Source organism: Bythopirellula goksoeyrii (assembly GCF_008065115.1).
GTDB classification, from domain to species: Bacteria; Planctomycetota; Planctomycetia; order Pirellulales; family Lacipirellulaceae; genus Bythopirellula; species Bythopirellula goksoeyrii.
Window position 1 is genome coordinate 6,021,849 of sequence record NZ_CP042913.1, and the last position, 14,550, is coordinate 6,036,398.

Here is a 14,550-nt window from a genome sequence, read left to right on the forward strand (position 1 = left end):
GAGCTATATGATGCTCTTCAAGACTATCCTATCCTCGCCCGTTCCAATATGCGTACCAACTGCTGCGTAGCGTCCACTTCGACCAAGTCCCCATCGTGAATCGCCGAGGTAGCTCGCCCTGTACCAATGATTGTCGGAATCTTGAGTTCGCGGCAGATGATGCCGGCGTGGCAGGCGACTCCTCCATCATCCGTGACAATGGCGCCTGCATGCCGAAGGAGCGGCATGAGATTAGGATTCGACTGGATCGAGACAAGTACCTCACCGTCATTGAGTTCGATCCCGTCGGGTTCGGATGTCAGCACCACTCGCGCCCGGCCACGATGCACACCTGGCCAAGCGGCCTGACCGGCAATTCGGTCAGGATCGTCCGGCGGGATAATCTGCCGCTGACCCATTTCGCGCATAAGTAGGTAGCCCGTTTCCGTGACGAAATCCACTCGCTCCTCGTCACCAAGCATCTGATAAACAAACAGTCGACCGGCAATAACCTGTTCGAGGCGATTCTCCAGTGTTTCGCGGTTGATGCTGTTTTGATGCAACTCTCGCCAGGTGACAAGTTCGGGAGCACGATCGGGCTCTGAGAAACCCAGGCGATCTGCCAAGTCTTTCACAATCGGTTCAATTAGTCGACTCAAGAAGCGAGGATACAACGAATGCGATCGGAGTTCCTCAGCCAACTCGCGGACGCGCGGGTCGTCGATGTGGCCTTGTTCCAGAGCAATTAAGGTTGAAGCCGGTAAACTCGTGGTGTAGCGCCCCACTTCGATAAAGTGTTCGATTGCCTCATCTAGATTGCTGAAGCCCTCCCCTCGTTCGATCCGCTCGAAGCCGCGCCGATAAATCTCACGGCCGCGTTCCAAGAAAGCGATCAACTGATTTCGATCCGTACGATCAAGCTGACGAATATGATCGAGGACTGCTTCGAAGCTTACTTTCGGAGGAAACATCGTGGTCATTCCGGCCGCATCTTGAATCGACAAGAATCGATCGCAATGAAAGCCGAAATCTTCACCCGCGTGACGGCTGTCGAGCCAATGGCTGATGATCGAGGCCTCGAGTAGCGATAGTGGCCGCCGCACAAACGGCATCCAGGGCTCGGAATGATCGACAATTGGATCACGATATTCCTGCGCGAGTGTCGTAATTGGACGAGCTTGCAGAAGATGAAACGTGTCATCCGTCAATGCCCACTCTGTGTCCATGGGCATGCCGTAGTGGTCTTCGATTCGATCCAACAGCATGGCATACTCAAGCACCTGCTCGCCGCTCATTTTGGGCTCGCCGCCACGTTCACCAAGTTCGCGCCACTGTGGCTCAGGTTGGCCATGTTCGAGAAACAATCCTTGGCGCTGCTTGCCCCGAGTACTCTCGACGATTTCTTGTGCGCCGCGCCGAACCACATACTGGTCTGGCATTATCTTGCCCGATACTATCGCCTCCCCCAGTCCAAAACAGGCCTCAATGAGTCGCAGATCAGGTTCTTGAGTGACTGGATGAACCGAGAAACCGATGCCGGAGACTTCGCTAGAAATCATCTCTTGCACAACAACCGCCACGCCGAATTGGCCGGCACCGTAGCCGTGCGCCGCTCCATAGGCCAACGCGGGGGCTCGAAAAATGGAAAGCCAACAGGCCAGCACTTGCGACTCGATATTCTCGGGGGCAACGTCAAGGAACGTATCGAGTTGACCCGCCCAAGCATTGGCGGTGCCGTCTTCACAAGTCGCACTCGAGCGTACCGAAACGCTGAGAACATCAAGATAGTTAACGCCTGCTATGATCGCCGAGCTGATTTCTGCTGGAATCGTCGCACTGCTAAGCAACTCAACAATCGCCTGCGCTGCTTCCGCAACCGGTATTTTTCCAGTGTCGACATCGGCCAGCCAGCGAGCGACTTGACCGTTCGGATCAGCCATCGCCATAAAAGTATCAAATGCCGGGCGCGTAACGACAAAACCTTTCGGCACCCGCATACCAACATGCACAAGCTCACCTAATGAAGCACCCTTACCTCCACAGAGCGCTACCTTGCTGCCGTCAATTTCATCGAGTCGGAGTGTGTAGGGCGATGGCATAGAATTCGCCTCGTTGAAAAGTATTAATGATATTTTAAACCCAGAATGCGAACACAGGATAGCATAATGTATTAAGTGGAACACGACCACGAAGCGTGTGTACCATTTAAAGCTTCACCGAGCGCAAACGCAGCGCATTACCGATCACCGAGACGCTGCTGAGACTCATCGCCGCGGCGGCGATCATAGGGCTTAGTAGCCAACCAAATGCAGGGTAAAGCACTCCAGCGGCGATAGGGATACCGATGGCGTTGTAGCCAAACGCGAAGAAGAGATTCTGGCGGATGTTGCTCATCGTTGCTCGGCTCAATGAGGCCGCTTTGACGACTCCGCTGAGATCGCCCCCCACGAGTGTAACCCCGGCAGACTCGATGGCCACGTCGCTGCCGGTCCCCATGGCAATTCCCACATCCGCCGCCGCCAGGGCAGGGGCATCGTTGATGCCATCCCCAGCCATCGCAACAATCTTTCCTTGCTGGCGAAGTTGCTGGACAAAGTCGTGTTTGTCCTCCGGCGAAACTCCGGCCTTGAAATCGTCAATTCCAAGTTCGTTGGCGACGGCTTGAGCTGTGGCCTGGGCATCGCCAGTGAGCATCACTAGGTTCAACCCAAGCTTGTGGAGCTTCTTGATAGTGTCTGGTGTTGTCTCTTTGATCGGATCGGCAATTGCGATTACGCCAAGCAGGTTCTTGTCCGCTGCCACATATACTACCGTGCGACCCGTTGACTGTAATTCAGTGCTTCTCTCCGTGATCGACTGGGGAATCGGCACACTGGAGTTCGCTAGATAATCGTGTTTTCCAACCAACACGAGGCGACCACCTACTTTCGCTTCGATGCCGCCACCGGTGGTGCTCTGGAAATCGGAGGCCTCGTCAATTTGTAGATTTCGCTCGCCAGCTGCATCTACGATCGCCCGTGCCAACGGGTGTTCACTCGCACCTTCCGCGGCGGCGGCGAGCGCCAGCAATTCATCTTTGCTACTGCTTTCCACCGTAACGACATCGACCACCCGCGGACGGCCTTCGGTGAGCGTACCCGTCTTGTCAACGATAATCGTATCAACCTTTTCCATCGTTTCGAGTACTTGGGCGTCCTTGATCAACACGCCATCTCGGGCACCCCGACCGATGCCTACCATGATAGACATCGGCGTTGCCAGTCCCAGCGCGCACGGGCAGGCGATGATCAGCACCGACACGGCAGCCAACAACGCATGCGCAAGTCGCGGCTCGGGGCCGATGATCGCCCAGACTCCAAAGGCAACCAGTGCCGCGACAATCACCGCCGGCACAAACCAGGCTGCAACGACATCCACCAAACGCTGAATCGGCGCGCGACTCCGTTGCGCAGCCGCAACCATGTCGACGATTCGGCCCAGCACTGTCCCCGCTCCCACCTGCTGGGCTTCGATGAGAAGAGTTCCCGTCTGATTGAGTGTGCCCGCGGAAACCTTGTCGCCCAGTCGCTTTTCCACTGGCAACGGCTCCCCGGTAAGCATTGCCTCGTCGACGGTGCTTTCCCCTTCGCGCACGACTCCATCGACAGGCGTTTTTTCGCCTGGACGGACTCGGAGAGAATCGCCGACCTGAATCTGATCGAGAGGCACATCTTGTTCGCCGCCGTCCGTTACGCGATGGGCAGTTTTCGGCGCGAGTTGCATCAGCTCCCGAATAGCTCCGCTTGTGCGCTTGCGCGCTCGCAGTTCGAGCACTTGCCCCAAGAGGACAAGTGTAATGATGACTGCCGCTGCTTCAAAATAAAGCGGAGGTCGATCATGCTCATAAAACGCAGCCGGGATCAACGAAGGCAGCATCACGGCCACCAAGCTGAAAGCAAACGCTGTGAGTGTGCCGATCGCGATGAGCGTAAACATGTTAGGACTGCGATGCACAATCGATTGCCAACCACGCACCAGCAGCGGCCAACCACACCATAAAACCACAGGTGATGCGAGCGTCAATTGCAGCCAACCGGCAGCTGTGGCCGACAGCCAAGGATCCATTCTGAGCCCCACCATTGGCCCCATGGTCAGAATCAAGAGCGGCACACTCAGCGCTACACCGACCCAAAATCGCCGCGACATATCGTCCGCCGTCCCGTCCTCTTCCTCCTCAGCTGAGACGGTCTTTGGCTCCAGGTCCATCCCACACTTGGGGCAACTCCCCGGCCCGACCTGCTCGATCTCGGGATGCATGGGACAAGTGTAAAGTCGAGTATTGTTGCCCTGGGTGGCAGCGTCGCGCTGTTGTGGTTTATCGTGACAACAGGAATGTTCGTCGCTCTGTTGGTCTGTCGCATGCTGCTTGGCAAAGCGATCGCGACAGCCGGCGCTGCAGAAGTAATGCGTCGTGCCGTCCTCGGTCAGCGAGAGAGCCGTCTCAGTATCGACCTGCATCCCACAAATCGGATCGGTTGCCTGGTCCATGGGTTTATTACTCCAGAGATTTGTAATAAGGAGTATTTAATAGCCCTCGCATAGAATCAGCGATGTTGTGGACCTCATCACTCCACAACTTCACTCGGTTCTTCCCAAGTCATCAGATGCGATTCGAATGATTTGATTGCGGCACCACCATCCTCGGCTGGTTCCGATTCAAAGCCGGCCTCCGCCAAAAAGGATTGTTGCTCTTCATCGACCTGGCCGTTGTCAGCAACGGCCCGCCACCATTGCAATTGCGGCCAGTCGCGACGAACCGTTTTCAACGATGTGCTGACAGTCCGACCGTTGACACCTGGCGAGAATCCAGCACGAGTGGCAATCGAGGACAAGGTTGCCAGCTTTTCTGCTTTCTTAAGTTCCCAAAGAATGTGAGCAATGGCTTGAGCGCGAGTTGACGTAACGGACATGAATCACTTCTGACGGCTAAATGTTAATTGTTCTTAGTTCTGGGCGCCTGTAGTCTTCGGCCAGTCTTGGCTTTTGATTGCAATGGTGTTGTTGAGAACCGATCAATCAATGTACTTGCCCAGATGGACGGAAGCGGCGTGAAGCTCCCTCATTCCCTCTGACAAGATTCATTCTACACTATCGTGCACTATCTTGTCTTCACGGCGTTCTTCCCTTGAAGTACGCATGTCCAGCAGGGTGCAACGTGCCCGTAAGAACTATTTGACAGTGAATATAGAGGCCAAAGAGAAGAACTTCCGGCGACGGCTACTAATAACCACCAATCTCTATAGCACGACTTCTTCGTGTTCGAGTTGCTCTGGCGGCTGCCCCATCCAGAGTGGCGTGGCAATGAACCACACGATGGTAGCGATCAGCATGGCCAGCTTCGTTTGGGATAGATCTAGCGAACCGGTTAGGAACATGACCGATGGTACAATCGTGGCGATGAGGGCCGCAGCAGATACGAGTTGGAGGAGTTTTCTCATGGTTTCACTCGATCGATCCCGGACTGCGTTGCAGTCCGACTAGGGTTAGGTAGTACGTTGCTGGTAAAACTTGCTAAGGGCGATGTACATGGCTGTTGCGATAAACCAACCCGGTAGAGCCACGAACCAGATCTGAAAAGGTTCAAAGCCGTTGATCTTGATGCCCGATTTCACTAGACCCAGACAGATACCAAGGGTAATGAACCAAGTTAGCCCTGCGGCCCAGTTGAATGACAATCCACGGTGATCCGCATAGTAGGGTTGCAATCCTAATCGCTTGAGCAGCCAGAAGTCGGCAAACACGACAGCTCCCATAGGCATGAGTAGCAAACCATACAAAGCAACAAATCCCAAAAGCTGCATGGCGATTGCCGGGAACATTCCCGCTATAGTGGCGACAGCGCCTGTGAACAAGGTGACGGCGAAGCGCGACTTATTCGGCACAATGGCTTGAAACGCGAGACCAGCCCGATAGATCGTCGGATTGGCGGTGGTCCAACCCGCGATGATCACACAAATCAATCCCGCAATGCCGCAGGCCTTGTAGGCTAACGGCCCCGGCAGAACATCGGTATTAACAGGGTCATTATGAAGCTGCAAGGCATAAAGCATCGACGCGGAAATCCAGGCCATGAAGTGGCCGACATACATGCCCGCAGCGGTAGCGATTCCATACCAAGAATATTTGGCAAATCGAAACACTGAGAGATCGCTCATGCCAATGTGCATAGCCATGTTGCAGAACCAGGCAAAGAAAGTCACGTACCAAAAGGTAAATTTTACTTGGCCTTCCAGGGGTTCGCCCCCTTTCCAGATCGAAGTTTGTGCCAGGTGCCAGAGGTCGCTGAGCGAATTGATCTGAGAGTTGTTGACGTCGATAAATTCTTTGAGGCCGACGAGTCCAAATGCCAAGAATACTAACACCATCCAAGGGGCGGCAATATTGGCGATACGCGATACCATCTCATAGCCATACGCAGCTACGATCGATATTGCCGTTCCAATAGCGAGCACGGCCAACACCCAACCAACGCTATTGGGATAAACATCATTTAGCCCCGGCATAGGAAAATCAAACCATACGCCCAAGGCCGTTGCAGAGACGGTTATCATCGACCCGGCTAGGAAGCAGAACATCACGCCGTTGGCCAGGTTATAGAGCGTGACGAGTTTTCGTCCGCAGATCTTTTCGAGTTGGTAATAGAGCGTCAAGCGTGCCCGCACGGCAATAGGTGCCGTGAGCAACGTCCAGCTCAGTACGGCTAGTGCATTCCCCAGAAGCAAACCCACGATGAGATCATAGGCACTAACCCCCGCCGCCACGAAGAGTGGACCAAGCATCAGTTCTGTGCCAGCACAATGTTCGCCGGCGTACATTCCAATAAAACTCTTGAACCCCAACAGAGAACGTTGAGTCACCGGCTCGCGTTCAAATTCCCCAGTAGGTTGCGATTGATCATCCGCCATATTATGTCTTTCGCCTAAATCGTGAGCGGAACGTCGCTAAATATCGAACCATTTAACAAACCCTGCTCACCGTTTGCTGAGTATTTGTTGCTCATAAGTCTGGACTTCATCAAGCCACGCACGCCCCACAGGTACGTCATTATTTTGGCAATAGTAGTCCCAAACCGCATTTGCTGGTAGATTCTTGATTTCTTCGAGCAACGCCAGGCGCGCCGTGAGATTGCCTTCCGCCTCAAACTTGCGGAGTATTGCAGTGGGCTCTAGCAACGCGTGTAGCAAAGCCCTACTTGTGGCCCGAGTGCCTATGACCCACGCAGCAATTCGATTGATACTCGCGTCGAAGAAATCGAGCCCGATGTGTACCCGTTCGAGATATCCGCCTCGCACGATTTCTTGCATGATCGCCTGCAGCTCGTCGGTGAACGTCACAACATGATCACTGTCCCAGCGGACTCCACGGCTCACATGCAGCAGGATTTCATCGACCCATTGGAGAACGGCTGAAATCTTGTCCGAAATGACTTCCGTCGGGTGAAAGTGACCGGCATCGAGGCAGAGCAGTTTCTTATTGCGAACCGCATAACCAAGATAAAACTCATGCGAGCCTACGACATAGCTTTCCGATCCCAGCCCGAATAATTTGCATTCGACGGCGTCCTTGTTGAGCTTAGGGTCGATGGATTCAGCAAAAATCGTGTTCAGCGATGCGGCCAAGCGCTCGCGAGGGCCTTTGCGGTCTATCGGCGTGTCTTTGGAGCCATCGGGCATCCAAAAGTTTGTGATGCAGGGATTCTGCAGAGCCTTGCCCATCGCGGCAGCGATTCGCCGGCAGCAGATCCCATGCTCAATCCAGAATTCGCGAATCCCTTTGTCTTGGTGCGAGAGTGTAAACCCATCGGCGGACTTCGGGTGAGAAAAAAACGTGGGATTAAAGTCGAGCCCGATTTCCTTTTGCTTAGCCCAATCAATCCAGCTCTGGAAATGTTCAGGCTGCAACTCATCCCGTTCTACTCTCTTGCCACCGGTGTCGGCATAGCTCGCATGGAGATTCAAACGGTGCGCGCCGGGGATCAGAGCCATCGCCTGATCGAGGTCGGCTCGCAATTGATCCGGCGTGCGCGCCTTACCCGGATAGTTGCCCGTGACTGCGATACCGCCTGTCAATTCTCCGTCAGGATTCTCAAATCCGCTGACGTCATCACCTTGCCAGCAATGCATAGAGATCGGAATCCGAACAAGTTGCTTGATGGCGCTCTCGGTGTCGACTCCCCATTCTGAGTACTGATCTCGAGCGAATTGGTATGCTTGTTCAATGTTTGGCATATTCAAGTAGCCTCAATCGGATAGGCGGTTAGCTCAGCAAACTTGCCGCGAGATTCTTCCCAATGTGTAGCTGAATCAGGATCGACAGTATTATGCGGAAACGAGTTGGCGACAATCTGTCGCAGCTCGGTCAGATCGGATAACTCACCGCATCCCATCGCCTGTACGAGTAAATTGCCAATCGCGGTTGCTTCGATGGGTCCTGTAATAATCGGTCGTCCAACCGCCGCCGCAGCGAACTCATTGAGCAAGTTGTTCTGAGTACCACCACCAACGATGTGCAACACGCCAATTGATTTGCCGAGGACCGATTCTAACTGATCAAGTGTCGCTCGATAGCAGAGAGCCAGGCTTTCCAAACAGCACCGGACGAGTTGTCCAGTAGTTTCCGGCTCAGGTTGCTGCGACTCTTTGGCGAACCTACGAATTTTCGCTGCCATGTTGTCGGGGGATGCGAACTCTGCGTGGTTGGGATCGACTATCGTGCGTCCCGCTTCAGTCTGGCGAGCCTCCTGCACCATATCGGCAAAATCAATTAGTTGGCCTTGTTCTTGCAGTTCGCGCCGCAGTTCTTGCACTAACCACAGGCCGGCAATGTTTTTGAGAAGTCGAATCGTACCATTCACACCCCGCTCATTGGTAAGCGGTACACTACGTGCTGCTTCTGAAGTGATCGGTTTGTCTAGTTCAGCCCCCAGTAACGACCAGGTTCCGCTGGAAAGATAGGCCCAATTCGCATCACCGCTGGTCGGCACCGCAGCCACTGCCGAACCCGTATCATGTGCCGCAGGTGCGATTACTTGAACCGTCGTAGGCGCCCCCGTCGCTTGGGCAACCTCATCTCGTAGCGTTCCCAACGCAGTACCTGGTTCCACGATCGGGCCTAGCAGATGAGTTGGTATCCCAAGTTTCTCCAGCATCCTTAGGTCCCACTGTCCCGATTTGACATCCAACATGCTGCTAGTCGAGGCGATAGACCGTTCGGTAGAGAGTTCTCCTGAAAGCCAGTAGTGCAGTAGATCGGGAAGAAACACCAGACGCGTGGCTGCGTCGAACATTCTTGGCTCAGTCTCGAAGCGCGCTGCAACCTGAAAAAGCGTGTTGAACGGCATCAACTGAATGCCAGTCCGCTCATAGAGATTCTCAAATCCGCCAAGCTGTTTGATCACTCGTTGACAAGCCACTTCGTTTTGCGGATCGCGGTAGCAATGGGGCAGTCCCAGCACCTCGCCGCTCTTTCCCAAAAGGGTCCAGTCAACTCCCCAAGTGTCGACGCCCACACTCTTGAGTTCGACTCCATTCTCACAACACCAAGTGGTTGCTGCGCGTATGCCGTTGAGAATATGAAGCCAAATTCCCGTGAGATCCCACACGGGGCCTACCGGAGTGGGGCAGGGAAAATGCTCGAAGCGATGAACTTCCTCAAGCCGCAGCTTAAGCGGACTCTCTTCCAACACACCCAGAATCGCGCGACCAGAACTGGCACCGAGGTCAATAGCTAGATGGGCAAGCGACATAAATCGAAGAGTCTCTTAACGCTGGAATGCTTCATGCAAACCACCGTCGACGTTAATGATCTGCCCTGTAGTTTTACTCGATTTTTGCGACAGGAGAAAGTAGGCCGCCTCCGCCTGATCCGCAGGGGTAATCGGACGCTTGGTCAAAGTTCGCTGGGCATAAAAATCGGCAAGTTTGCTACACAGTTGGTTATCCGAATCCGACTCCTCGAAAGGGATTTCATATTTGGTCAGAGAGGCGATCACCCTATCTCGTGGGAACATGGTTGAGCCTTCGATTACCGTCGCAGGGGCGATGGCGTTGACTCGAACCAAGGGTGCCATCTCGATGGCCAATTCCCGCACCAAGTGATTGGCAGCGGCCTTGGATGTGTCATAAGCGAGCGAGCCCTTTTTCGATACGGCACCATTGACACTGGTCGTAAGCACGATGGAGCCTTCCAGGCCTTGCTGCTCGAAGATGCGACGGGCCTCATCGACGAGGTTGTAGCTCCCTCGCACATTGACATCGAATGTGAGTTGCCAGGCCTTGTCGGAAAGTTTTCCTTCGCGGCTAGGTGGCAAGAACACACCTGCTGTGACGACGATGTTGTCCAGTCCACCGTAGGCCAAGAGTGTTTGCTGCAAGGCCGCTTGAATGGACTCCCGGTTGGTGATGTCCACCCCAACGCCAATTGCCGGCCCACACCCAGAGATCCCCGTGCCAGCCACGCCGATGCCTTGACCATAAATCTCAGTGAGTTCATTGGCGGTCGCTTGTGCCATCTCGGCGTTCAGGTCAGCGCACACCACGTGGGCACCTTCCTTGGCCAAGCGATGGGCCACCTGTTTGCCGATCCCTGACCCAGCACCCACGACCAACACGATGCTGCGCGCCAACTCTTTCTCCGGCGGCATCCGCTTGAGCTTTGCTTCTTCCAGAAGCCAGTATTCAATGTCGAAGGCCTCTTGCTGGGGCAGGGCGATGTACTCGTCCATCGCCTCGGCACCACGCATTACTTCGACGGCACAGTTGTAAAACTCAGCCGTCACGCGTGATTCACTCTTGTTCTTGCCCCAGGCAATCATGCCGATGCCAGGGATAAGCACGACCGTCGGGTTGGGGTCTCGCATCGCAGGCGAGTTTTCGTGCTTGCATGTCTCGTAGTAAGTTTTGTAGTCCTGACGATACTGAGTAAGACCCGCAGCGAGCTTTTCCTTGAGTACATCGGTGGATTCCTCTTGTGGATTCCAATCGACATAGAGTGGCTTGATTTTGGTTCGTAGGAAGTGGTCCGGGCAACTCGTGCCCAATTCCGCCAAACGTGCAGCATCATTGGAATTCACAAACCGCAGAATTTTTGGATCGCTCTGCAGGGTACCGACGAACTTCTTCTGCTGACATACCTGGCCTCGCAACCAGGGCAATAAGTCGACGAGAATCTTGTAACGTGCTTCCTCACCCAATGAATCATACTTCTGACCGCCAAAGGTCGCCTCGCCCTTGTCTTTCGATTCGATGTACTCCGCGGCTTTGTCGATCAGCGATAGAGTCAACTCGTAGCACTCGCGATCGTCGTCGGCCCAGTTGATCAGCCCATGCTGTCCCATGACGAGGCCATCGAGCGAGGGATTTTCTTGGACTTTGCGTTGCATCAGCAAACCAAGCTCAAACCCGGGTCGCAGCCAAGGGACCCAACCCACGCTGTCGCCAAAAATCTCTTTGGTCAATTCCTCACTACGGCGACTAGCAGCAATGGCAATCACCGAGTTGGGATGCATATGATCAATATGCTTGGCCGGCAAGAACGCATGCAGTGGTGTGTCAATCGAACTAGCGCGGGGATTTAGATTAAATGTGCAATGGGGAAAGTAGCCTACCATGGCATCTTCCGCAGGAGTCTTCGGCCCACGCTCTGGCTGGTTGTCGTAAATTTCCTGCAGCGCTAGCAACTTGGAGTAATAGAGAGACGAGAAATTCTCTTGCTTGCTGGTCCGCAGATCTCCCCCTGAACCTTTGACCCACATGACATCAACCTCTTTGCCAGTCAGCGGGTCGATCTCGCGCAGCTTCGCAGAAGTGTTTCCTCCACCCGTATTAGTGATGCGTTGGTCCGCACCGAGGCAATTGGAACGGTAGACGAGCCGTTCGACCCCAGTGAGTCCCTTCGTGGCAGAATCATCCCAGAGATTGTCGACCTTGTTTTCTTTAGTAGCAGTTGCAGACATGATTGGCTTTTTGTGTATTTTCTGGAGTAGAAATAGTTGATAAACCACATATTCTCACTTATAATAGAAGTCGTCAAGGATCTAATGGCAAAAATACATGGTAAAATGTGACATTTTATGAAAAAAACCAACATATTGTCACTTCCTAAAGAGCGACGCCTCGAAATCCTCGCAGAATTGCAGCAAGAGGGGGCAGTTCGTGTGGCGGCGCTGGCCGAGCGGTTTGGCGTCGCCGAGGAAACTATTCGCCGCGATCTCGACAAACTCAGCGAAGAAGGCCATTTGTCACGCACGCATGGTGGAGCCTTAAGCGTACGCAGCGAGCGGTTCGATCTCCCTTCGGCAGTTCGTAAGAGCAGTCATTCCACGGAGAAGCAGCAAATCGCGCAGCGGGCGCTATCCCACATTGAGCCCCACGATGTTGTCGCTTTCGATGCCTCTACGACAGTGCTTGAATTGGTTTGTCTGCTACCCGATATGCCACTGACGGTCATTACTTATAGCCTTGACGCGGTCCGGCTTTTGGCCGACCGTCCGCAAATCAAAGTCATCTCTACTGGCGGCGAACTCGAGGCCAACTCCTTTTGCTTGCTTGGCCCCGTGGCCGAAGAAACCATCAGGCGTTTTTCGATCAACAAGTTCTTCTGCTCATCCAAAGGCATTGATTTGAAGCGGGGGTTCAGCGAAGCCTCCACTTCGCATGCCTCCATCAAGGGGCTGGTAATGCAACTCGCGGATCGTGTCTTCATGATGGCCGACCACAGTAAGTTCGGCGTTCGTTCGATGACCTACACTGGCAAATTGCAAAGTGCTGACGTCGTGATCACCGACAACGCAACCGACGCCGTCTATCTGGATGCCCTTGCTCAGGCAGGAGTCGAAACGGAAGTCGTTTCGCTTAGAGAACGCATCGCTCAGTAATTGATAGCGATGCTAGCGTAGGCAGAGTCGGATTAATCCTCAATCTCCGCTGCCTAGCATTCCGATCAAAAGGAGTGGAATAGCGATAATCTCTTTTTACGATTTCAATGCGCGCGAGCATCCTATGTTGGTCATCATCAGCGATCTGCACCTGACCGATGGCACGAGTGGCACGACCATCTCGGCAGGGGCGTTTCGTTTGCTCGCCGATAGGCTCTCCGACCTGGCGCTCAGTGCATCACAGCGTCGCGACGGCCACTATAAGCCGATACAGCAGATCGATCTGGTCCTGTTGGGTGATGTGCTTGACGTGATCCGCTCAACCCAGTGGCTCAATCGTCCAGCTAGACCCTGGGACGATTCCAAGTCGCCCCAGCTTTTCGAAATGGTCTCCAAGATTACGGGTGATATCATCCGGCAGAATGCAGATTCCCTTCGCGTTTTTCGGCAGCTTGCGGAGGAAGGGGTGCGCGTCCCTTGTTCTCTGGCCAACGGTCGGCCCGCTGCAGGAGAATCTTTGCAGGTGCCGGTACGCATCCATTATATGGTTGGCAATCACGACTGGCCCTATCATCTGTCGGGTCAAGACTACAATCAACTCCGCCGCGCGATTGCCTCCCACATGGGGCTGGCCACCTACGCCGATGCCCCGTTTCCACACGAGGTGTGGGAGAGCAACGAATTGGTGCAAGTAATGCGCCGCCACAAGGTCTTCGCACGTCATGGCGACATCTACGATCCCTTCAACTTCGAAGGAGATCGCGACACGAGCAGCCTGGGAGATGTGATCGTACTCGAATTGCTAAATCGCTTCGGCAAACAAGTCGAGCAACAACTGGGTAATGACTTGCCGGAAACGGCACTTATGGGACTTCGTGAGATCGATAACATTCGTCCACTGTTGTTGGTTCCGGTGTGGATTGATGGGCTCTTGGAGCGAAGCTGTCCCCAACCAGCGTATCGCAAAGAAGTGAAACGCATCTGGGATACCCTGGCAGACGAGTTTCTCGAGCATCCATTCGTCCGCCAGCGAGATACCTGGAGCCCCGTCGACATCGTCGACAAGCTGGAGAAAGCATTAAAATTCAGCCGACGGCTCTCGATGAACTGGGCCAGTTGGATCGCCCAAGTAGTCTCCGAGTTGAGCGGCTCAAATTCCGCTTCGTATTATTCGCATGCCCTGGCAGAGCAAGATTTTCGCAATCGACGGGCTCGACATATTGTCTATGGCCACACGCACGCAGCCGAGGTCGTACCGCTAGATGCGAGTTCTGCCGACGGCTACGTGCTGCATCAAACGTATTTCAATGCCGGCACCTGGCGGCGAGTCTATAGCCAAACCCAGTTTGCACCCCGCGAACACGAATTCATGGCCGCCGACACGATGAGCTATTTGGCTTTCTTCCAAGATGACGAACGCAGCGGTCGGCCCTATGAAACGTGGAGCGGATCGTTGGGAATTCATCCCCAGGCGCCCAACATGCTGCGCTTCGATCCAGGTCCCGAGCCTATCGCCAACAGCGAACCCATCTCGACGCCACGTGTTCCCATTCGCGCTCCGCATTTCGCAGTGCCGCTGGCACCGAGTGCAATAGAGCGGATACGAGCAGCGGGATAAGACATTGTGTTTCGGACCACCTTTCTCGTAGGCCATAAAC

The 14,550-nt window shown here is 54.3% G+C and carries 10 protein-coding genes; 2 read left to right on the plus strand and 8 right to left on the minus strand.

What is annotated here, in order from left to right; all coding sequences use genetic code 11:
• Positions 1–23: 23 nt before the first annotated feature.
• The 8 genes from Pr1d_RS23810 to Pr1d_RS23845 all read right to left on the minus strand — a co-directional run bounded on the left by Pr1d_RS23810 (position 24) and on the right by Pr1d_RS23845 (position 11,971).
• A complete protein-coding gene (locus Pr1d_RS23810) occupies positions 24–2,078 on the minus strand; it encodes a PEP/pyruvate-binding domain-containing protein (protein ID WP_148075863.1) in 2,055 nt (684 codons plus the stop codon).
• A 106-nt stretch (positions 2,079–2,184) separates the two neighbouring features.
• Positions 2,185–4,506, minus strand: coding sequence for a heavy metal translocating P-type ATPase (locus tag Pr1d_RS23815; protein ID WP_148075864.1), 2,322 nt, complete (start codon positions 4,504–4,506; stop codon positions 2,185–2,187).
• 77 nt (positions 4,507–4,583) lie between these two features.
• Positions 4,584–4,928, minus strand: coding sequence for a hypothetical protein (locus tag Pr1d_RS23820; protein ID WP_148075865.1), 345 nt, complete (start codon positions 4,926–4,928; stop codon positions 4,584–4,586).
• 327 nt (positions 4,929–5,255) lie between these two features.
• Entirely contained in the window at positions 5,256–5,456 is a 201-nt protein-coding gene (locus tag Pr1d_RS23825) for a hypothetical protein (protein ID WP_148075866.1), read from the minus strand.
• Between the two features lie 45 nt (positions 5,457–5,501).
• Positions 5,502–6,923: a purine-cytosine permease family protein gene (locus Pr1d_RS23830; RefSeq protein ID WP_148075867.1), complete on the minus strand. Its 1,422-nt coding sequence runs from the start codon at positions 6,921–6,923 to the stop codon at positions 5,502–5,504.
• A 66-nt stretch (positions 6,924–6,989) separates the two neighbouring features.
• Positions 6,990–8,246: an L-rhamnose isomerase gene (locus Pr1d_RS23835; protein WP_148075868.1), complete on the minus strand. Its 1,257-nt coding sequence runs from the start codon at positions 8,244–8,246 to the stop codon at positions 6,990–6,992.
• A 2-nt stretch (positions 8,247–8,248) separates the two neighbouring features.
• Positions 8,249–9,763: a rhamnulokinase gene (locus tag Pr1d_RS23840; RefSeq protein ID WP_148075869.1), complete on the minus strand. Its 1,515-nt coding sequence runs from the start codon at positions 9,761–9,763 to the stop codon at positions 8,249–8,251.
• A gap of 15 nt (positions 9,764–9,778) precedes the next feature.
• On the minus strand, positions 9,779–11,971 hold the full coding sequence (locus Pr1d_RS23845; protein ID WP_148075870.1) for a bifunctional rhamnulose-1-phosphate aldolase/short-chain dehydrogenase: 2,193 nt from the start codon (positions 11,969–11,971) through the stop codon (positions 9,779–9,781).
• A 117-nt stretch (positions 11,972–12,088) separates the two neighbouring features.
• Between Pr1d_RS23845 and Pr1d_RS23850 the strand changes: the two genes are divergently transcribed.
• Together Pr1d_RS23850 and Pr1d_RS23855 are read left to right on the plus strand one after the other, a co-directional pair.
• Entirely contained in the window at positions 12,089–12,892 is an 804-nt protein-coding gene (locus tag Pr1d_RS23850; RefSeq protein WP_148075871.1) for a DeoR/GlpR family DNA-binding transcription regulator, read from the plus strand.
• Positions 12,893–13,016: 124 nt separating this feature from the next.
• The gene (locus Pr1d_RS23855; protein ID WP_148075872.1) at positions 13,017–14,510 is read left to right on the plus strand and encodes a metallophosphoesterase family protein; all 1,494 of its coding nucleotides are present in this window, start codon (positions 13,017–13,019) and stop codon (positions 14,508–14,510) included.
• Positions 14,511–14,550: the final 40 nt, after the last annotated feature.